This is a genomic window from Kitasatospora sp. NPDC001225 (assembly GCF_053597855.1).
The window spans coordinates 24,556-44,829 of sequence record NZ_JBSFJC010000037.1 but is presented as its reverse complement, the minus strand read 5'-3'; the positions used below and the strand labels follow the sequence as shown (position 1 = coordinate 44,829).

At 75.5% G+C, this 20,274-nt stretch carries 15 protein-coding genes; 3 read left to right on the top strand and 12 right to left on the bottom strand.

All coding sequences use genetic code 11. The features are described from left to right. Positions 1-167 precede the first annotated feature (167 nt). Positions 168-1,409 carry a glycoside hydrolase family 26 protein gene (locus ACWDCZ_RS15580; RefSeq protein WP_375873298.1) on the top strand — a complete coding sequence of 414 codons (1,242 nt, stop codon included), beginning with the start codon at positions 168-170 and terminating at the stop codon, positions 1,407-1,409. Positions 1,410-1,413: 4 nt separating this feature from the next. On the opposite strand, the gene ACWDCZ_RS15575 is transcribed toward ACWDCZ_RS15580, so the two are convergent. The 9 genes from ACWDCZ_RS15575 to ACWDCZ_RS15535 form a co-directional block, all read right to left on the bottom strand. Continuing rightward, positions 1,414-2,574 carry a GNAT family N-acetyltransferase gene (locus tag ACWDCZ_RS15575; RefSeq protein WP_079271932.1) on the bottom strand — a complete coding sequence of 387 codons (1,161 nt, stop codon included), beginning with the start codon at positions 2,572-2,574 and terminating at the stop codon, positions 1,414-1,416. Continuing rightward, a complete protein-coding gene (locus tag ACWDCZ_RS15570) occupies positions 2,571-3,548 on the bottom strand; it encodes a Wzz/FepE/Etk N-terminal domain-containing protein (RefSeq protein ID WP_449816149.1) in 978 nt (325 codons plus the stop codon). The genes ACWDCZ_RS15575 and ACWDCZ_RS15570 overlap by 4 nt, the downstream gene beginning before the upstream one ends. 49 nt (positions 3,549-3,597) lie before the next feature. Continuing rightward, positions 3,598-4,713 (bottom strand): glycosyltransferase, encoded by a 1,116-nt coding sequence (locus ACWDCZ_RS15565; protein WP_049660228.1) that lies wholly within the window; start codon positions 4,711-4,713, stop codon positions 3,598-3,600. Beyond that, the gene (locus ACWDCZ_RS15560; RefSeq protein WP_079271934.1) at positions 4,710-5,561 is read right to left on the bottom strand and encodes a polysaccharide deacetylase family protein; all 852 of its coding nucleotides are present in this window, start codon (positions 5,559-5,561) and stop codon (positions 4,710-4,712) included. The genes ACWDCZ_RS15565 and ACWDCZ_RS15560 overlap by 4 nt, the downstream gene beginning before the upstream one ends. After that, positions 5,551-7,287 (bottom strand): lipid II flippase MurJ, encoded by a 1,737-nt coding sequence (locus tag ACWDCZ_RS15555; RefSeq protein WP_074001613.1) that lies wholly within the window; start codon positions 7,285-7,287, stop codon positions 5,551-5,553. The genes ACWDCZ_RS15560 and ACWDCZ_RS15555 overlap by 11 nt, the downstream gene beginning before the upstream one ends. Next, entirely contained in the window at positions 7,284-8,630 is a 1,347-nt protein-coding gene (locus ACWDCZ_RS15550) for an O-antigen ligase family protein (protein ID WP_449816148.1), read from the bottom strand. The genes ACWDCZ_RS15555 and ACWDCZ_RS15550 overlap by 4 nt, the downstream gene beginning before the upstream one ends. A gap of 7 nt (positions 8,631-8,637) precedes the next feature. Continuing rightward, the gene (locus ACWDCZ_RS15545; RefSeq protein WP_074001615.1) at positions 8,638-10,161 is read right to left on the bottom strand and encodes a sugar transferase; all 1,524 of its coding nucleotides are present in this window, start codon (positions 10,159-10,161) and stop codon (positions 8,638-8,640) included. A gap of 396 nt (positions 10,162-10,557) precedes the next feature. Next, complete coding sequence (locus ACWDCZ_RS15540) at positions 10,558-11,712, bottom strand: glycosyltransferase (protein ID WP_117490060.1); 1,155 nt, start codon at positions 11,710-11,712, stop codon at positions 10,558-10,560. 253 nt (positions 11,713-11,965) lie between these two features. Next, positions 11,966-12,406 carry an SRPBCC family protein gene (locus ACWDCZ_RS15535; RefSeq protein ID WP_074001617.1) on the bottom strand — a complete coding sequence of 147 codons (441 nt, stop codon included), beginning with the start codon at positions 12,404-12,406 and terminating at the stop codon, positions 11,966-11,968. Between the two features lie 91 nt (positions 12,407-12,497). Between ACWDCZ_RS15535 and ACWDCZ_RS15530 the strand changes: the two genes are divergently transcribed. Continuing rightward, positions 12,498-13,397 (top strand): HipA family kinase, encoded by a 900-nt coding sequence (locus ACWDCZ_RS15530; RefSeq protein ID WP_049659266.1) that lies wholly within the window; start codon positions 12,498-12,500, stop codon positions 13,395-13,397. Positions 13,398-13,511: 114 nt separating this feature from the next. Here ACWDCZ_RS15530 and ACWDCZ_RS15525 read toward each other — a convergent pair whose 3' ends face one another. The 3 genes from ACWDCZ_RS15525 to ACWDCZ_RS15515 all read right to left on the bottom strand — a co-directional run bounded on the left by ACWDCZ_RS15525 (position 13,512) and on the right by ACWDCZ_RS15515 (position 17,834). Further along, the gene (locus tag ACWDCZ_RS15525) at positions 13,512-14,996 is read right to left on the bottom strand and encodes a S8 family peptidase (RefSeq protein ID WP_049659264.1); all 1,485 of its coding nucleotides are present in this window, start codon (positions 14,994-14,996) and stop codon (positions 13,512-13,514) included. A 252-nt stretch (positions 14,997-15,248) separates the two neighbouring features. Then, positions 15,249-16,367: an amidohydrolase family protein gene (locus tag ACWDCZ_RS15520; protein WP_449816147.1), complete on the bottom strand. Its 1,119-nt coding sequence runs from the start codon at positions 16,365-16,367 to the stop codon at positions 15,249-15,251. 3 nt (positions 16,368-16,370) lie between these two features. Continuing rightward, on the bottom strand, positions 16,371-17,834 hold the full coding sequence (locus ACWDCZ_RS15515; RefSeq protein WP_449816146.1) for a glutamine synthetase: 1,464 nt from the start codon (positions 17,832-17,834) through the stop codon (positions 16,371-16,373). 584 nt (positions 17,835-18,418) lie between these two features. Between ACWDCZ_RS15515 and ACWDCZ_RS15510 the strand changes: the two genes are divergently transcribed. Then, entirely contained in the window at positions 18,419-20,194 is a 1,776-nt protein-coding gene (locus ACWDCZ_RS15510; protein ID WP_375873289.1) for a 3-hydroxyacyl-CoA dehydrogenase family protein, read from the top strand. The last annotated feature ends 80 nt before the right edge of the window (positions 20,195-20,274 follow it).

Genomic DNA, 20,274 nt, shown 5'->3' with positions numbered 1-20,274 from the left:
CACCGGCCGCCGGTCGTTGCGGCAGACGGCGTTCGAATGGCGCCCACTTTAGGGTGACATTCGGCTTTTTCATCCCCCTTCGGGCCTACTGTCGGCCAGCGGGGCGTCACGGTCCGTCCACGCCGAGACCGTGCGCCCCGCCCACGCGACGTCCGGAGGAGAGCACCATGCGAATCGGCCGCCTGACGCTGGCCGCCGCCACCCTGCTGCTGATGGCCACGGCCAGCGTCCCGGCGGGGACGCCGTTCAGCCAGACCGAACGGCACACCCTCTCCTCGGACGCCGTCGAGCCGCGCGGCGCGGCCCCCCGCCCTCCGGTCCAGCGGCCGAACCACGAGCCGCCGTTCGGCGCCTTCGTCGGCTCCTGGGACAACCACATCCCGCAGATCCGCCAGTACGCGCAGTGGCTCGGCGACGCGAACATGCAGGTCGGCCACACCTATCTGGCGGGCAACGACTGGAGCGACATCGAGGGCGAGGCGATGGTGCTCGGCCTCTGGTCGCAGTGGCGGCAGGCCGACCCGTCCCGGCTGCTGGTGCTCGGCGTGCCGATGCTGGTGCCCAACGAGGCGAACGTGCCGGACGGCGAGGTCGCCAGGCTGCTCGCCCAGGGGGAGCGCGGGGACTTCGACGCGCACTTCCTCAAGCTCGCGCGCCGGCTGGTCGCGCTGGGCGGCGCGGACACCGTGCTCACGCTCGGCTGGGAGATGAACGGCACCACCTACACCCACCGCTGCAAGCCCGACCCGTCTGCGTGGAAGGCGTACTGGCGGCGGATCGTCGGGGTGATGCGCTCGGTGCCCGGCCAGCGCTTCCGCTTCGACTTCGCCCCCAGCCGGGGCCTGGACGCCGTCCCGTGGACCAAGTGCTACCCCGGCGACGACGTGGTCGACATCATCGGCATGGACAGCTACGACCAGCCCGCCGGCGGCACCTTCGACGACTACGTGCGCGAGCCATACGGCCTCCAGGACCAGGTGGAGTTCGCCGCCAAGCGCGGCAAGCCGGTCTCCTACCCGGAGTGGGGGCTGTTCCGCAACGGCGACAACCCCGAGTACGTGCGCCGGATGGTCGACTGGATCCGCACCCACGACACCGCCTACCAGACCGTCACCGACTACTGTCCGCACGGCTTCTTCGAGTGCGACCGCAATCCCCGCTCGGCGACGACGTTCAAGCAGCTGATGTCCGGTTCGAAGGGGGCCCCGGCGCCGGAAGGGGTGCCGGCGCCGCCCACCGCCCCGGCACCGGCTCCGGAGGACCCGCCGGACGCGCCCGCCGTACCCGCCGCCCCCGCCGTACCCGGGGGTGGCGCCACCCCGAGCCGGGCGGCGAGCCCGTCGACCCGTCCGACGGCCCCCAAGCCGACGCACAAACCGACGGGCGGCGCGCGGCACGCCCGGCACTGAGCGGTCAGCTGCGGCGGCGGGCCAGCAGCGCCTCCTTGAGGCGGGGGAAGCGGGTGCGCAGCTGGTGCGCCGCCGCCTGCCGGGCGCGCACCGCCCCGGCCCGGACGGCGGCCGCTGGTGCCGCCCCCGCCGGGCCGAGCAGCAGCCGCTGGTTGGCCAGCTGGTCCGGCCGCCAGCGCTGCTTGTACGGCTCCTGGCCGCGCAGCAGGCCGAGCAGCGGGACGCCGGCGCCGACCGTCTCGTCCAGCGCCGCGCTGAACAGCAGTCCGGCGATGTCCAGCCGCTCGCGCAGCACCGGGTGCGCCCCGTACATGTACAGCCCGCCGAAGGACGGGCAGAGCAGCAGCAGGTTGACCGCGACCAGCTGGCCGTCTAGGTGGAACTGGTGGACGGCGGCCCGGCCGGCGGCGACCAGTCCGGTGCTGGACTCGGCCAGGTGCCGGGCGAACCGCTCGGTGCGGTGCTCGGGCGTGACGCCGCGCGCCTGCCACTGCAGGAAGTGCAGCCGCAGCATCGCGTCCAGCGCCTGCGGCACCTCCGCCACCGGGGTCGAGCGGACCTCCACCCCGGCCTCGGCGATCTTGCGGAGCTTCACCCGGCTGCGCTGGGCGGTCTTGCCGGGCACCCGCTTGAGCAGCCGGTCCATCGGGACGGCCGGCAGGTACTGGCAGAGCGAGTCCTGGTAGCGGCGGCGGCTGCCGCGCCAGTGCCCGTACACCCGGTGCACCGCCGCCTCGGGGTGCACCTCGCGCAGCTCCAGCCAGTGCCAGGGGCGGGTGAGCGGGAGCGCGGCGGCGAACTCGGCGGCGGCCCGGTCGGCGCACTCGTCGTCGAGCAGGACGTCGGTGTAGTCGACCAACCCGCCGCCGAGGCCGGTCAGGCCGCCGAGCGGCCCGCCGCGGCGCACGAAGGCGCCCGCGCCGACCAGCCGGCCGTCCCGGCGGACCAGCACCACGAGCAGGCCGCCGGGGCGGCCGTAGTGGCGCCACCAGGAGCGCTGCCAGTCCGCGGCCTGGAAGAAGGTGGCGGTCCGGCAGCGGGCGGCCAGGTCGTCCCACTCCTCAGCGAGGGCGTCCAGGGCGTCGTCCTCGCAGCGCAGCTCGGTGGTCCAGGCCGGCGCCGTCGCCTGGGCGGGCAGGCCGCCTCTGCGGGTCTCGGTGCTCATCGACCGCCCCCGACCGGGGCCTGCTCAGTGGTGGCCGGGGCCGGCGCCTCGGCCGGGGGCTGCTCCGCCGCCGGGGGCTCGGCGGCGGCCTGCGTGTCGGCCTTCCCGACGGGCTTCCCAGCGGGCTTCTTCTCGGCCTTCTCCGGGGCCTTCACCGGGGCCTTCACGCTCTTGGTCCCGGCCTTGGGCTCGGCCTTGGGCTCGGCCTCGGTCTTGGGCGCGGCCTTGGGGCCGGCGTCGGGCTTGGGCTCGGTCCCGGCCCCGGCCGGCTCCTCGCGGCGCGGGCGCGGGGTCGTCGGGACGGCCACCGGCGCGGACGCGGCGGGGGCCTGCGGCACCCGCGCGGCCCGCGGCACCTGCGGCACCTGCGGCTCCTGCGGCGTCGCGGGGCTCTCGACGGCCTCCGGCGCCGCCGGGGCACCCCGGCGCCGGGTCATCATCACCAGCGCGCCCAGCAGCAGCCCGGTCGCGCCGCCGACCGCGACGTCCAGCTTCCCGGACGGCGTGGTCGGCCTGTCCGGCGCGGCGGCCGGGGAGAGCGTCACCAGCCGGACGTTGGTGTCCTTGCTGCTGGTGTTGGCGAAGGCGACCAGCGAGCGGGCCACCGCGTCGGCCGTCCGGGCGGCCTCCTGGGGGCGCTCCCCGGTCCCGGTGATCTCGATCATCGGGGCGTCCGGGGAGGTCGTCCCGTGCACCAGGGCCTCCAGCTCGGACCGGGTGTGGCCGGTCTCGGCGGCCGCCACCCCGAGCACCTGCGGCTGCCCGGCCAGCCGGCCGTACGCCTGGGCGAAGTTGGTCGCGATCGCGGCCTCCCCGGGGTTCTGCGCGACCACGAGGACGTAGGCGTTCGCGGCGTACGACGGGTCCGCGGCGACGGCGTACCCGGCGCCGACCGCGGCGCCCAGCGGAACCGCGAGCACCACCGGCCACCAGCGGCGGACCAGGCGGCGGGCGCTTCGGCGCGGTGTGGTCATGGGTGTTGCTCCTTGGGTCTGGTACGGCGGTTCCGGCGGTGGCGGGCGGTCAGACGCGGGCCAGCCGGTCGTAGAGGGCGCCCAGGTCGGCGGCGACCCGGACGATGTCGTAGTGGCCGACGGCCGGGGGGTGCGGCAGCGGGTCGGCGGTGTGCCCGCTGAGCGGCCGCAGGTCGCGCAGCGCGGCGGCGTAGGCGGCGGGCTCGGAGGGGACGCGGCGGGCCTGCGGGGCGGCCCTGGGCGGCAGTTCGTCGAGCGCCGGGCAGGCGCTGTAGCGCACCGGCAGCCCGGCCGCGAGGCCCTCCAGGACGCCGAGGCCGAAGGTCTCCGCGGTGGAGGGGGCGGCCAGCACGTCCAGGGCGGCCAGCAGTTCGGGGACGTCGTCGCGCTCCCCGGTGAGCACCAGCCGGTCCCGCACGCCGAGTTCGGCGGCCCGGCGCTCCAGCGCGGCGCGCTCCGGACCCTCGCCGACCAGCACCAGCCGGGTGGCCGGGTCGAGCTCGGCGAGCGCCTCGACCAGCACCTCGAAGCGCTTGCCGGGCACCAGCCGGCCCACCCCGCCGACCACCCAGCCCCCGTACGGCAGCCCGAGCTCGGCCCGCAGCCGGCGGCGGACGGCGGCCCGTTCGGCGGGCGGGAGGCGGTAGCGGGAGGTGTCGATGCCGTTCGGGATCAGCTCGATCCGGGCCGGTGGGACGCCCCAGGAGCGCAGTGTCTGGGCGACCTGGCGGGAGACCGCGACGGTGGTGCTGCCGAGCCGTTCGGCCGCCAGGTAGAGGCCCTTGACGCCCCGGGTGACCGGGCGGCCCTCGATCACCCCGGCGTGCAGCGAGTGCTCGGTGGAGACCACCGCGCGCACCCCGGCCAGCCGGGCGGCCGTCCGGCCGTACAGCTGGGCCCGGTACAGGTGGGTGTGCACCAGGTCGTAGCGGCCGGCCCGGACCAGCCGGACCAGCCGGGGCAGCGCGCCGAGGTCCCGGTTGCCGCGCATGCCGAGGTGGTGGACGGTGACGCCGTCGGCGCGCAGCGCCTCGGCGACCGTGCCGGGGTTGGTCAGGGCGAGCACCTCGCACTGCTGGTGCGCCGGCAGGTGCCGCAGCAGCAGGTGCAGTTGGCGCTCGGCGCCGCCGGCGGCCAGGCCGGTGACGATGTGCAGCACCCTCATGGCCGGGGCTCCCGGCGGGCGTGGCGCAGCCCGGTGACGGCGTCCCGCAACCGGTGCCGGCCCTGCTTGGCGCGCAGCCGCCAGGCGCCGTCGCGGTCGCCGACGTAGCAGCGGGGCAGGGCGAAGCGGCCGGTGAGCGGGGAGTGCGCGATGGCGCAGGCGTGGTCGTACCCGGCGTCGCGCACGGCCAGGGCGGCGGGCAGGTCGACGGCGCCGTACGGGTAGCAGAAGCCGGTGACCGGGCCGCCGACGGCCTCCTCCAGCAGGCGCCGGCTCTCCCGGGCCTGGACGGCGAGGGCCTCGGGCGGCAGGCCGGGCAGCGCCCGGTGGCCGAGGCCGTGCGAGCCGATCTCCCAGCCGGCGCCGGCGAGCCCGGTGACCTCCTGGACGGTGAGCAGCCGCTTGCGCGGGCCCTCGGTGTCCCAGCCGTTGTCCCGGCCGAGCAGGTCGGCGACCACGTACGCGGTGGCGGTGAAGCCGTACGCCTGGAGGGTCGGCACCGCGTACCGGGCGATGTCGGCGTAGCCGTCGTCGAAGGTCAGGCCGACCAGCCTGTCGTCCCGGCCGAGGGCGTGGGCCCGCATCAGCTCGCGGACGGAGACGCCGCGCCGGCCGCTCCGGTACAGCCAGCCGATCTGTTCGGCGAACCGCTCGGGGCTGACGGTGAGCCGGTAGGGGTCCTCCTGCTCGACCGCCACCGAGTGGTACATCAGGATCCACGGCGAGGCGGAGCCGGGGACCGGCGGTGCGCCGAGCGGGTGGCGGCTCCTGGGCGGTCGTGCCCGGTCCGGCGGTGCGCTCTGGAGGCCGGCCCGGGCCGAACGGACGGTTCCCCGTTCATTGTCCATCGGGACGCTTCCCTTCTTCGGCGGCGGTTGGCGGGTTCCGGACGGGCCCCAGGGCCCGGGCGAGGGCGAGGACCGGGCCGCGCACCTCGCGGGCGCCGAGCCCGGTGCCGAGGGCCGCGAAGGCCAGCGCCACGGTGAGGCCCCCGAGGAGGGTCGACAGCAGGGGGTCGGCGGCCAGCCCGGCGGCGGCGGTGCCGAGCACGGTGGCCCCGGCGGCGGCGGCCACCAGCCGGCCGTGGCCGCCGAGCACCCGGTGCAGCCGCAGCGGGATGCCGCGCAGCACCAGGCCGTGCAGCAGCAGTGCGGCGGCGGCGGTGATCCCGGCCGCGTTGCCGGCGGCCAGTCCCAGGGCGCCGAAGCGGGGCGTGGCGAGCAGGCCGGTGGCGACGGTGACGCCGAGGCCGAGCACCATCGCGGCGGCCGGGTACCAGTCCAGCAGCCGGCGGCCGTCCTCGGCGCCCGGGTCGTCGGCCCGGCGGACCACCGGGCGCAGCGAGAAGTACGGGCGGACCATCACGCCGATCAGCGCCTGGGCGGGCAGGCCGAAGCTGTACACCCGGATGACGTCGGCGGTGGCGGCGGTGTCGTGCGGGCCGAAGGCGCCGCGCTCGAACAGCAGCGAGACCACCGAGGGGGCGCAGGCCATCAGGAAGGCGGTGCCGAACAGGACGACGGCCGCCGCCTGGCCGAGGTCCTTCTCCACCCGGTCGCGGGCGGCGGTGAGGTCCCCGGCGGCCAGCGCCCGGGCGACCAGCGGGAAGGTGACGGTGCAGATCAGCAGGCCCGCCGTCATGGCGAGCTGGGAGACCTTGGCGGCGTAGTTGAGGTGCGAGATGGTGCCGGGCGGCAGGGCCGAGCCGAGGTAGCGCTCGACGAAGACCTGGGACTGCCGGGTGAGCGTGAAGGCGGCCACCGGCAGCAGGGCGAGCGGCATCAGCACCAGGGCCCGGCGCGAGCGGCGGCCCCGGCCGGTGCCGGGCGGGCCCTGGCGCAGCCGGCGCAGGAACGGGCCGACCAGCAGACCGGCCATCAGCAGGCTGCCGCCCGCGACGCCGAGGGCGGCGGAGCGCACGCCGAGGTAGGAGTGGAGGCAGAGCAGGACGGCGAGGATGCCGAGGTTGTAGGCGACGTAGATGCCGGCCGGGGCGGTGAAGCGGTGGTGGGCGCGCAGCGCGGCGGCCAGGTAGCCGGCCACTCCGAAGGGCAGCACGGTGACCGCGGTGATCCGGGTGCAGGTGACGGCCAGGCCGGGGTCGGTGAGGCCGGGGGCGAGCAGGTCGACCAGTTCCGGGGCGCCCAGGGCGACGGCCAGGGCGAGGCCGCTGAGCGCGAGCAGCAGCCAGGGCAGGGTGGCGCGGACCAGTTGGCGGACCGGGTCGGGGGCGTCCGGGTCCTCCTCGCGCAGCACCAGGGCGAGGGCGAACGCGGGCACCATGAGGAAGGACATGGCGTCCTCGATCAGCAGCGGCGCGGCGGTCTCGGGGACGGTCCAGGCGACCAGGAAGGCGTCGGTGCCCTGGTTGGCGCCGAAGTAGCGGGCCAGCAGGAGGTCGCGCAGCAGGCCGAGGCCGGAGCCGGCGGCGCTGAGCACGGCGGTGATGCCGAAGGCCTTGGCGAGGAAGCCGCGCCGGGGGGCCGGGTGGGGCCCGGCGGACGGGTCCCCGCCGGGGGCGCCGCGGGGGGCGGGGAGGGGGGAGGCGACGGCGGCGGGCCGGTCGGTGGTCACCGGGCCGCTCCGGTGGTCGCCGGACCGGCGGCGGGGTGCCCGGGGTGCTGTGCGGCCGCGCGGGCGGCGAGGCCGAGGACGACGGAGGTCAGCACGGTGGTGGTGCCGCCGATGTCGGAGTACAGGAAGTCGACCAGGACCCAGGTGAGCAGGGCGAGGGCGGCGAGCCCGGGGCCGCGGCGGTGGCGCAGGCAGCCGATCAGCAGGGCGAGGAAGAGCGCGGCGTAGGCGGTGATGCCGATCAGGCCCTGCTCGCTGAGCACCAGGAAGTACATGTTGTGCGGGGAGAGCAGCGGTTCGCGCTGGAAGCCGATGGTGGCGTCGGCGGCGTCGCTGCCGGAGGACAGCCGCAGCGGGGCATGGCTGTCGCGCAGCTGCTGGAAGGCCTTGGGGCCGGCGCCGTGCACGGGGTGGTCCTGCCAGATCCGTCCGGCGGTGGACCACAGGTCGTACCGGTCGGAGACGGACTGGTCGGGGGCGGCGGAGACGGAGCCGATCGAGCTGAGCCGCTTGGTGACGCCGGAGCCGCCGAGGCCGAGGCCGCCGACCAGGACGACCGCGGCGGCCAGGCCGAGGACGGCTCCGCGCAGCAGCAGCCGGGCGTCGACGCGCAGCAGCAGGACGGTGGCGGCGAGGCCGGTGGCGATCCAGCTGCCCCGGCTGAAGGAGACGGCCAGCGGGAAGGCGAGGAAGGCGGCGGCGGCGAACATCGCGCGGCGCAGCCGGGCGTTTCCCCCGGATCCCCGCTCCCCGAGGGCCAGGGCGAGGGCGGCGAGCAGGCCGAAGCTGACCACGCTGGACATCGCCATGATGTCGAGCGCGCCGAAGGTGCCGACGGCCCGGATCGGCTGGCCGGTGTAGGAGGCGCCGGTGTGGGTGAGGTACTGCTTCGCGCCGACCACGCCCTGGACCAGCGCGGCGAGCACGAAGGAGCCGAGCACCAGGCGCTGGTCGGTGCGGTCGCGCAGGGCGCAGAGGACGGCGGCGGGGACCAGGACGAACACCTGGGCGAGCCGGACGAAGCCGGTGACGCTGGCGGCCGGGTCGGTCGAGCCGAGGGTGGCGACGGCGGCGGCGACCACGATCCCGCCGAACAGCGCGCAGGTGGTGCGGCTGACCGCGGGCAGCCGCCCGCGCAGCAGGTTGAGCGCGGTGAGGGCGACCAGGGCCAGCGAGGCGAGGTCGGCGGCGGTGACGTGGACGGCGGCGGCGACGTCCTTCTCCCCGGTGGGCACGCAGACCAGCAGGACGGTGGCGGCGGCCAGCGGGCTGGTGCGCTCGGTGAGCGCGGGTAGGGCCGCCCGTAAGGCCGGGCGGGGGAAGGCGGGGAGGGTCAGGGCCACGAAGGGGTCAGCTCCCGTCCGGGTGGAGCATCAGGGCCGCGGTGCGGCACAGGATCTTGACGTCCTGCCAGAGGCTCCAGCTCTCGATGTAGCGGTTGTCGAAGCGGGCCCGGTCCTCGATGGAGGTGTCCCCGCGCAGGCCGTTGACCTGGGCCAGGCCGGTGAGGCCGACCGGGACGCGGTGGCGGTCCGCGTACTCGGGGTAGGCCTGGCCGAACCGCATGACGAAGTACGGCCGTTCGGGGCGCGGGCCGACCAGGCTCATGTCGCCGCGCAGGACGTTCCACAGCTGGGGCAGCTCGTCCAGCGAGCTCTTGCGCAGCAGCCGGCCGACGGCGCCCATCCGGTGGTCCTGGGAGATGTTCCAGCGGGTGGCGGACTCGTGCTCGTTGCTCGGGCGCAGGGTGCGGAACTTGAGGACGGTGAAGACCCGGCCGTCCAGGCCGGTGCGCTGCTGGCGGAAGAGCACGCCGGGGCCGGTGTCGAAGCGGACGGCGAGGGCGCAGAGCACCAGGACGGGGGCGAGCAGCAGCAGGCCGACCGCGGCGGCGGTGACGTCCAGGGCGCGCTTGGCGGCCCAGCCGGGGCGGCGCATCGCGGGGCTGCCGAGCCGCAGGCAGGGGAAGCCCCACAGGTGGTCGCCGCCGGTGATCGGGGCGGCGGGCAGCGAGCCGTACTCGCGTAGCGCGGGCACCAGCCAGACCTGGCAGCCGAGCCGGGCGGCGTCGCGCAGGGTGGCGGCGGTCTCGGCCTCGTCGGCGGCGCCGGCGGTGGCGATCACGTGCTGGACGCCGTGCCGGCGCACCTCGCGCTCCAGTGCCTCGCGGCCGCCGAGCACGGGCAGGTCGGTGTCGCCGGGCAGCAGCGGCGGGTCCGCGTCGAGGAAGCCGACCGGGCGCATCCCGTACTCGCCGTGCGCGCGGAGGGCGGCGGCGACCCGGCGGCCGAGCCGGCCGGCGCCGAGCACCAGGACGGGGCTGGGGCGACTGCGGCGGATCCGCCGGACCAGGTGGTAGAGGACGGCGCGGCCGACGGCCACGATCAGCAGCTGGGCGCCGAGCAGGACGGTGAGCCGGGCCGGGCTGGCCGGGCCGCAGTCGGGCCAGTGGCCGCCGAGGCCGCCGGACAGGGTGACGGCGAAGGCGGTGGCGACCACGGCCCGGGCGGACAGCGCGGGCAGTTCGTCCAGGACGGACAGGGTGAGCCGGGGGCGGTAGAGGCCGCCGGCCAGGTTGAGCAGGAGCAGCAGGGGCAGGACGGCGGGGACGCCGAGCAGCGGGTCGAGCGGGGCGGCCGGGTCGAAGGCGCGGTTGGCGATGCCGCCGGCGGAGCACAGCGCGATGACGTCGGCCTGGACCAGGGCGAGTGACAGGGCCAGCCGGGAGCGGACCGTCCCACGGGACCGGTGCTGCGGCGGGACCGTCCGGAGGTGCGCCGCCCCCGCCGGCCGGTCGAGCAGCCCGGTGCCGGGCCGGCGGGGGCCGGACAGGGGTCCGCTCGATCGCGGCACACTCTCGTGGTCAATGGTCATCAGCGCACGATCTCCCCTGCTGTGTGCCCGGGGTGACGGTGCCCCGGCACCGGTTGGCGCGGGGCGGCCGTCCCGGCCCGGTGGGCGCGGTCCTGACAGCACCTGCTGCCGCTCGCGGCTTCCGGATGTCCGGCGGCGGGGCCGATCGCAAAGGAACTGGTCACGAAGAAGTCGGTCGCGAGGGGCCCAGCCGTGAATTCCCGACATGAAATCCGAACGAAGCAGGCAAAATCCGACAATACAGAACCGGGCGGTACAGGCCGGAAGTTGACTTGCCGATTCATTCCAGCCGCCTATTAATAGGTATTTCGGATTTGACGCCTCGCCTCCCTATCCGGCCGAGGGTGCGAATACGACAACGCCGGAAACGGCGGGCATTCACGGCATGTGAAACGATCAGATCCGCTCTGGGACACGGGCCCGGCGCCGCCCCGCCGCCGGTCCCGCGCCCAGCAGGTGGCGGTAGAGGACGTCAACCTGTTCGACCACGGTGCGCACGTCGTGCCGGCCCACCACGTGCTCGCGCAACCGGGCGCCGCGCCGCTCGCATTCGATCGGATCTGACAGCGCGTCCCCCATACGGGTGGCGAGGGCCCGCGCGTCCTCGGGCGGGACCACCGCGTGCGCCAGCTCGGACGGCGGCAGGCACTCCCGGGCACCGGGCACGTCGGTCAGCAGCACCGGACGGGCGGCCGCCATCGCCTCCAGCGGGGCCAGCGCCATGCCCTCCCAGCGTGACGGCAGCACCACCAGGTCGGCCGCCGCCAGCCACGGGCGCGGGTCCGGCACGTCCCCGACCAGCCGGATCCGGGCGGGCTCGGCGGTCTGCCGGACCAGCTCCGCGACCCGCTGCTCCTCCGGCCCGCCGCCGACCAGGGCCAGCCGGGCCCGCGGCACCCGGCGCAGCACCTCCGGCCAGGCGGCCAGCAGCACGTCCTGGCCCTTCTGCCGGCACAGCCGCCCGACGCACACCGCGAGCGGGGCCTCCAGGTCCAGGCCGAGCGCGATCCGGGCGGCGCGGCGGTCGGCGGGCGCGTAGTGGCGCACGTCCACGCCGTTGGGCACCACCGCCCAGTCGGCGTGCAGCCCGGCCGCCACGCCGTCGGCCCGCTCCTGGACGCTGACGCACAGCAGCCGGTGCGACCAGCGGGTGGCGAAGCGCTCCCAGCGCAGCGTGGCGGCGGCCAGCGCGCCGTCGACGGCGGCGAAGGACCAGGCGTGCGGTTGGAAGACGGTCGGCACCGTGCCGTGCACCGCGAGCCGCCCGGCCAACCCGGCCTTGGCGCTGTGCAGGTGGACCACGTCGGGCGCGGCCGCCCGGACGATCCGGCGCAGCCGCCAGGCCTCGGCGGGGGTGCCCGGGCCGGGCGGGCGCCGGGCGGGCCAGTCCTGGACCAGCGCGCCCACCGCGGCGGCCTCCGCGGCCAGCCGCCCGCCGCGCGGGCAGGCGACCAGCACCCGGTGGCCGGCCTCCCGCTGGCCCCGGACCAGATCGGCGACGACGCGGGCGACCCCGCCGTCCACCGGTTGGGAAATGTGAAGGATCGTCATATGCACGGCGGCGAGCCTAGGGTGGCCCACCGGTGCCGGGCGGCCCCCGTCACCCGCAGGTGGCGGTTCGGCCACCCGTACGGCTTTCGGCTCGTACGGGAGACCGAACCGCTCGAATCCCCGGGCGATTCGAGCGGTTCGATGGATCTACGCGCGCGAATCGCGCGGTTGGCGAATCCGCGGGGCCAGCGGACCGTGGCGGTCCCGGCGGCCCAAGTGGACCTCAGTGGACCTCAGTGGACCTCGGTGGGCCTCAGCGGACCTCGGCGGCCAGGTTGGCCAGCACCTGGTCGTGGATCCGGTTCAGGCCCTTCGGGGCGAAGGTGCGCTCGAAGAAGCCGCCGATGCCGGTGGCGCCCTGCCAGGTGGCGGTCACGGTGACCTTGGCGCGGCCCTCGCCGACGGCCGAGACGGTCCAGGTGATCACCATGCTGGAGTTGGCGTCCTTCTCGACCAGCTGGTCGGGCTCGGGCGCGGAGACGGTGAAGAGGCAGTCGCGCACCCGCTTCTCGGTGGCCTGGAGCTTCCAGTGCACCTGGGTGCCGGCACCGGTGCCGCCGACCCGCACCTCGTACTCGCTGTACTGCGCGGGCAGCAGCTTCGGGCGGGTCACCTGGTAGTCGGCCAGCGCCTCGTACACCCGCTCGGGCGCGGCGTCGTAGACCCGCTCGGTGGTGGCCTGCACCTGTCCCATGACCTTGCTCTCCTCATGTGGTGGGAACCGCTCTGTCCGGCAAGCCAATCACAGGGTCCCGCCCGCGACGCGGCGGGATAGGGTGGCCGGTGTGCTCGATCTGGTGACTGCTGTGCGCTACGTCGACCCGCTGCGGGCCGGCGGCTCCGTTCCGGGCGTGGTGGAGACCGACGACCTAGGCACGTACGTGGTCAAGTTCACCGGGGCCGCGCAGGGCCGCAAGGCGCTGATCGCCGAGGTCATCGTCGGTGAGCTGGCCCGGCGGCTGGGCCTGCGGGTGCCGGAGCTGCGGCTGGTGGACTTCGACCCGGCCGTCGCCGCGGACGAACCGGACGCCGAGATCCAGGACATGCTCAAGGCCAGCGCCGGGGTCAACCTCGGGATGGACCTGCTGCCCGGCGCGCGGGACTTCCGGCCGGGGATGATCACGGTGGACTCGGCCGAGGCCGGCCGGGTGGTCTGGCTGGACGCCCTGACCGGCAACGTCGACCGCACCGTGCACAACCCCAACCTGGTGGTCTGGCACGGGCGGCTCTGGCTGATCGACAACGGCGCCGCGCTGATCTTCCACCACCGCTGGGCGGGGGCAGAGGCCTCGGTCGGCAAGCGGTACGACCTCAGCGCGCACGCGCTCGGCGGCTCGGCCCCGGACGTCCGGCTGGCCGACGAGGAGCTCGGGCCGCTGGTCACCGTGCCGCTGCTGGAGGAGGTGGCGGCGCTCGTCCCGGACGAGTGGCTGGCCGGCGAGCCCGGCTTCGACTCGGTGGACGCCGTCCGGCACGCCTACGTCGCCCACCTCGCCGCCCGGGTGGTGCTCTCCGAGGAGTGGCTGCCGGAGGGCTTCGCCACGCCCGAGCAGCTGCGCGAGGCGGAGCGGCGGCGGGCGGCCCGGACCAGGGCCGGGCGGCCGGCCTGGCTGCGGGACGTACCGGACCTGCACGGCAAGCCGTCGGTGGAGACGGCCTGGGAGCAGTACGCCGACGAGGGCTAGCCGGGTTCGGGCCCGACGCGGCCGGAACGCCGACGGGTGGGAACGCGACCAGGGAGCGGACCCTGTGGGCCCGCTCCCCGGTTCTACTGTTCAGTGCTGTCCGCGGTCAGCGCGTCAGCGCCACCACTGGACCGCCTTCTCGGCGTTGACCAGGCCGGCGCCGTAGAAGCCGTTGTCGTTCGTGGTGCCCTCGCAGGTGGCCTTCCAGGCACCGGCGCCGCCCGGGTTGAACTCGCCCTTCGGGCACGGGACGGACTCGGCGTGGCTGGTCAGCATCTCGGTCAGCTCGTCCGGGCTGGCCCACGGGAAGGTGCTGGCGAGCAGCGCGACCACGCCGGCGACGTGCGGGGTGGCCATCGAGGTGCCCTGCATGTAGCCGTACTTGCCACCGGGGATGGTGGACAGGATGCGGCCGTCCTTGTCGGGGGTGTCCGGGAGCTGGAAGCGGCGGTCGCCACCGGGCGCGGTGACGGAGACGACGCCCTTGCCGTAGCTGGAGTAGTACGCCTTGACACCCTCGGAGCCCACCGCGGAGACGGCGACGACGCCGGGCAGCTCGGTCGGCAGCGACAGGCAGTCGTTGGTGACCGGGCGGGAGGCGGGGGTGGTGTCGTCCGGGCTGGCCACGTCGACGGTCTTGTGCGCCAGGTCGAGGTTCTCGTTACCGGCGGCGGCGACGTTGAGGACGCCCTTGCGCTGCGAGAAGGCGACGGCCTTGCGGACGGCGTCCGAGATGGCGGCCTGGTCCTTGTCCGTCTTGCAGTTGAACATCCACGGGTCGACGAAGTAGCTGTTGTTGGTCACCTTGAAGCCGTGCTCGCCGGCCCAGACGAAGCCGCAGACCGCGTTCTCCGGGTAGATGAACCCGCCGTCGTCGACGACCTTGACGGCGGCCAGCTTGACGTTCGGCGCGACACCGACGATGCCCTTGCCGTTCTTGGCGGCGCCGATGGTGCCGGCCACGTGGGTGCCGTGGTCGCTGGTGGTCGGCTGCCAGGCCTTCCAGTCGGTGTTCGTCTTGCCGTCGATGCAGGAGACCGACTGCGAGGCGTCCACGTTGGCGGCCAGGTCCTCGTGGGTGGCGTCGATGCCGGAGTCCAGGACGCCGACGGTGACGTTGCGGCTGCCGAGCGAGATCTTGTGGGCCTTGTCGGCACCGATCTGACGCATGTCCCACTGGTAGGCGTCGTAGGGCTCCTGGCCCGGGGCGGCCGCGGCGGCCGGCTCGGCGGCGACGTCGGCCTTGCCCTGGTCGGAGGCCTGGATGCCCTTGGTGCGGCTGGCACCGACCGAGTCGACGCCCTTGGCCAGGCGCAGCTTCTCGGCGAACTTGGTGTCGTTCGAGCGGGCGACCACGACGCCGACCTGCTCGTACGACTGGACCACCGTGCCGCCGAGGCCGGTGATGGCCTTCTCGACCTTCTGCACCTGACCGTGGTTGGCCTTGGTGTTGACGACGTAGCTCATCACCGGACCGGTCGTCGGGTCGGCCGCGGGGGCCGCGACGGCGGTGCCGGCCGGCAGCGCGAGGGCGCCGGCAGTGGCGAGCACGACGCCCACTGCCGCGTACCGGGTACCGCTGATCCGAGGAACACGCATGAGGGTTGGCCTCCCGAGTCGTCAAGGCGGCAGCTGCGGTGGCAGGTGCGCTTGGGAATGACCGGGACGCTAATGAATATTTGCTTATAAGCGCAAGAGGTAGTCATCTAATCGTCACATCTGAACCAGAAACCGGGATGCGACCGTTCGGGGGTCAACAGGGAAACAGAGGTCAAGAGTGTTAAAAAGTGATGGTTCGCCGACGTGCGGCCACACCCCTCGGAACCTCGGCCACCAGCGCGGATCGCGCCGCTACAACGCGTACAACCGACGCGCGTTGCCGCCCGCGACCAGGCCCGCCACCCGCTCGGCGTCGGCCGCGGAACAGGCGCCGTCGGCCCGCCAGTCCGCCAGCACCGCGCCCAGTCCGTACCGGAACTGACAGGTCCCCACCAGAAAGAGTTCGGGCAGCCCGTAGGCGTCGGTGGAGAACAGCAATTTTCCGAACGGGGCCAGCTCCAGCATCTCGCCCAGCACCGCGGCCACCCGCGGCCCGGTGTAGGAGGCCGTCAGCCCGAGGTCGGTGTACACCGTCGGGAAGGCCTGGGCCAGCCAGGCGGCCTGCCGGTGGTACGGGTAGCCGTGCAGCAGCACCAGCGGGACGCCACTGGGCTCGGCGGCCCGCACGAAGTCCGTCAGCAGCGACGGGTCGGCCCGGTGCAGGGTGAGGTCCGGATCGCCGAAGCCGGTGTGGAGTTGGAGCGGCAGGCCGAGCTCGGCGCAGACGTCCACGGCCGTCCAGAGCAGGTGGTGCAGCAGCACCGGATCCGTCAGCCGGCCCCGCCCGGCGCGCAGATGGGCGCCGGCCGCGGCCACCACGGCCGCGGTGGCGGGGCGTTCGGCGGGGGCCGCCAGCCCGTGCCGGTAGGCGAGCACCGACTTGACCGCGACGGCCCCGGCGGCGGCCGACCCGAGCGCCTGCGCGACGGCCCCCGGCCAGTCCCCGGCGCCGGCCGTCACCGCCGCGGCGACCGACTCCAGCCGGACCACCTCGCGCACCGACGCCCCGGTGGCCCCGGCGAGTTCGGCCGGCGGCAGCAGCTCGTGGCCCGCGGCGGTCGTCAGCCCGGTGTCCACCAGGCAGGTGTCCAGCCCGGCCGCCGCCAGCAGCCGCCCGGTGGCCCCGGCCGCGCCCAACTCCCGCCGCCGGGCCAGGTAGTCGGCGACCGGGGCGTGCGCCGGCAGGCCGAGCACGGGCGGGCACCAGCGCCGCACCGCGAGGCCCAGCGCGCTGTCGAAGGGCGAACAGCCGGGCGCGGGCGGGCGGTCGGACTCGGTGAGCAGCCCGGCCAGGGCGTCGTCGGCGAGCTCGGCCGCCACCACGCTGTGGCAGTGGTGGTCGACCAGCGCGGGCCCCTCCGGCCGGGCCACCGCTCAGTACCGCCAGCGGGTGGCCGCGACCAACTCCTCGGGCGGGACGGCCGCGTACTGCTCCCGCTCCGCCCGGCGCACCGCCAGCACCGCCTGGTAGAGCGGCTCGCCGAGGGCCTCGCGCAGCACCGCCGAGCGCTCGTACGCGGCGATCGCCTCGGCCGGGGAGGCCGGCAGCCGGGGCACCGTGCCGGGCTCGGCGGCCGCCGGATCGCCGGTGAACTCCGGTGGCAGCGCGCGGCGTTGCTCCAGCCCGGCGAGGCCGGCCGCGATCACCCCGCCGACCGCCAGGTACGGGTTGGCGCTCGCGTCGAAGCACTTGACCTCGGCGTTGGCGGCGGCGGACCGCTCCCCGGTGGAGCCCGTCACCAGGCGCAGCGCGGCCTCCCGGTTCTCCAGGCCCCAGCACTGGTAGGCGCCCGCCCAGTGCGAGGGCACCAGCCGCAGGTACCCGGCCGGGCTGGAGCAGCCCAGCACCAGCAGTTCGGGCAGCGCGTCGAGCACCCCGGCGAGGAAGCCCTCGGCCTCGGCCGTCAGGCCGTGCGGGCCGGGGCCGCCGTGGCCGAGGTTGCGCCCGTCGCGCCAGAGGCTGACGTGCAGGTGCCCGCCGTTGCCGACGGCGCCGGCCTCCACCACCGGGGCGAAGGAGACCCGCAGGCCGTGCCGGGCGGAGACGGCCCGGACGGTGTGCCGGACCAGGACGGAGGTGTCGGCGGCGGCGACCGGGTCCTCGGGGGCGACCGAGACCTCGAACTGGCCCGGGGAGTACTCGGGGTGGATCTGGAGGACGCTCAGGCCCTGCCGGCCGAGGGCGCGCAGGACGTCCCGCAGGTAGTCGGAGAGGTCGGTGACCCGGTGCATCCCGTACGCCGGGCCGTGCGTCGGGTACTGCGGCTCCTCCCCCGGGGCGCCGGCCAGGGCGACCGTCCACTCGACCTCGATGCCCGCCTTGAGGCTCAGGCCGCGCGCGGCCGCCACGGCCCGGGCCCGGCGGGCGAACAGCCGCTGGCAGCCGGGGTGCGGGGCGCCGGCCTGGGTGTACCTGTCCCCCGGGGCCCAGGCCCAGCCGGGCTGGGCGGCCAGCGGGACGATCCGGTCGAGGTCCGGGTAGAGCCTGAGGTCCCCGGTGGGGCCGCCGATGATCGGGCTGGTGGTGATCGCGTCGTCGGCGAGGAAGACGTCGAAGCAGGGCGCGGTGCCGACGCCCCACTGCGCGGCGTGCAGCAGGCCGCCGAGCGGCACGGCCTTGACCCGGGTGATGCCCGCGTTGTCCACCCAGGTGACGGCCACCGCCTCGACGGCCTCGGTGCGCAGCCGGTCGACGGCCTGCGCCGCCCGGGCGGCCCGCTCCTCGCGCGGTGGCAGCGCGACGGCCGCCACCGCGGCGGCGGCAAGCCGTTCGGCGGTGACGGGCGGCTCGGCGGGCCCGGGCGCGGTGGGGTCGACGGCGGCGGTTCCGGTGGTCATGCCGTCATGCTGCCCCGCCGGTCGGGGTCGGGTAACTCCCCTATCGGGTGGTCCTGCGGGCGCCCCCGTTCACCCGTTCACCCGTTCGGGGCGGGCACGTCGGCGGGCACGTCGGCGGGCACGTCGGCGGGCAGGTCGGCGGGCACCGGGGCGGCGAACGCCCGCGGCCCCGAACGGTTTTCCGTCCCCGCCCTCTTCCTACTCGCCAGTAGCTTCGCTACAGTGGCCGGGCACGCACCACCGCCGGGCTTCGGGAGCCGCACCGGCGGCAGGCCGCGGTCGCCGCTTCTCCGGCGCCCGCGCGGTGCGCCTTCACCTTCACCGGCCGGTGCCGCGGATCGCGGCGGGCCGGGTTCCTCCTCGTATCAGGGCCGTCTCCTTCACCTTCGAGCGCCTGAGCACCACGGCACACCCGCGATCGGGCCGGAGCGGACCGGCCCCCGCCCCGGTGTGCCGACACCCCGTCATCTCCCCAGCCCTCGCGCGTGGACCCTCCTCCGGCGGCGGCCGCCCCCGGCGTACGGGCGCGGCGGCGTGCCCGCCGGAGCACGCGCGGGCCCTTCATGACTAGGAGTACAGGACAGATGGAGCGTCCCTTCCCCACTGTCGCCGTCGTCGGCCTCGGCACGATGGGTGCCGGCGTCGCGGTGGCCGTCGCCAAGAGCGGCCGCCGGGTGATCGGCATCGAGGCCACCGAGGACTCGGCCGCCCGGGCGCTGGCCCGGATCGAGGAGGCCACCGCCCACGCGGTCGGCCGGGAGCGGCTCACCGCCGAGGAGCGCACCGGGCTGCTGGCCCGGATCTCGGTCGGCCACGAGCTCGCGGCCGCCGCCGGGGCGGACCTGGTGATCGAGGAGGTCCCCGAGCAGCTGGAGCTGAAGCGGGAGGTCTTCGCCGAGCTGGACCGGATCTGCCCGGAGGGCACCGTGCTGGCCACCGGCACCACCGCGCTGTCGGTGACCCGGATCGCCGCCGCGACCGCCCGTCCGGAGCGGGTGCTCGGCCTGCACTTCTTCAACCCGGTGCACGGCATGAAGCTGGTCGAGGTGGTCCGCACGGTGCTGACCTCCCCGCGGACCGCCGAGGACGCCGCCGCCTTCGCCCGCGACCTCGGCAAGGAGCCGGTGGCGGCCGGCGACCGGGCCGGCTTCGTGGTGAACGGCCTGCTGTTCGCCTACCTGAACCAGGCCGCCGCGATGTTCGAGTCCAAGTACGCCTCCCGGGAGGACATCGACGCCGCGATGCGGCTCGGCTGCGGCCTGCCGATGGGCCCGCTGGCGCTGCTCGACCTGATCGGCGTCGACACCGCGCGCACCGTGCTGGAGGCGATGTACGAGCAGTCCCGGGACCGCCTGCACGCACCGGCCCCGATCCTCGGCCAGCTGGTCGCGGCCGGGCTGCTGGGCCGCAAGACCGGCCGCGGCTTCTACACCTACGAGGCGCCGGGCTCGTCCCGCGCCGTGGACGCGGCGACCGGGCCGGCCCTGCCGAAGGTGCCGGGCCGGGAGGTGCGCACCGTCGGCGTCTGCGGCTCCGGGACGATGGCCACCGGCATCGCCGAGGTGTTCGCCAAGGCCGGGCACCCGGTGCTGCTGGCCGCCCGCAGCCAGGAGAAGGCCGAGGCGGCCAAGGCGCAGCTGGCGAGGTCGCTGGAGCGCTCGGTGGCCAAGGGCCGGCTGTCCGCGCAGGCGCGGGACGCCGCGCTGGCGCTGGTCACCCCGGTCGGCCAGTACACCGAGCTGGCCGAGGTGGACCTGGTGGTCGAGGCGGTCGCCGAGGACCTGGCGGTCAAGCGCGAGCTGTTCGCCACCCTGGACAAGATCGTCCGGCCGGGCGCGGTGCTCGCCACCACCACCTCCTCGCTGCCGGTGATCAGCTGCGCGACCGCCACCTCGCGGCCGCAGGACGTGATCGGCATGCACTTCTTCAACCCGGCCCCGGCGATGAAGCTGGTCGAGGTGGTCTCCACCGTGCTGACCGCGCCGGACGTCACCGCGACGGTGCTGGAGCTGACCGCGAAGGTCCGCAAGCACCCGGTGGAGTGCGGCGACCGGGCCGGCTTCATCGTCAACGCGCTGCTCTTCCCCTACCTGAACGACGCGGTGCGGATGCTCCAGGAGCACTACGCGACGGTGGACGACATCGACACCGCGATGAAGCTGGGCTGCGGCTACCCGATGGGCCCGTTCGAGCTGCTGGACGTGGTCGGCCTGGACGTCTCGCTGACGATCGAGCGGGTGCTGCACCAGGAGTTCCGCGAGCCCGGTCTGGCGGCCGCGCCGCTGCTGGAGCACCTGGTCGCGGCGGGCTGCCTGGGCCGCAAGACCGGCCGCGGCTTCCGCGACCACGCGCGCCGGTGACCACCCCGCAGGCCGGGGGCGGCCCGTACGAGCTGCCGTACGAGCCACCCCCGGCCGGACCGCACGCCGCGCCGCCACCG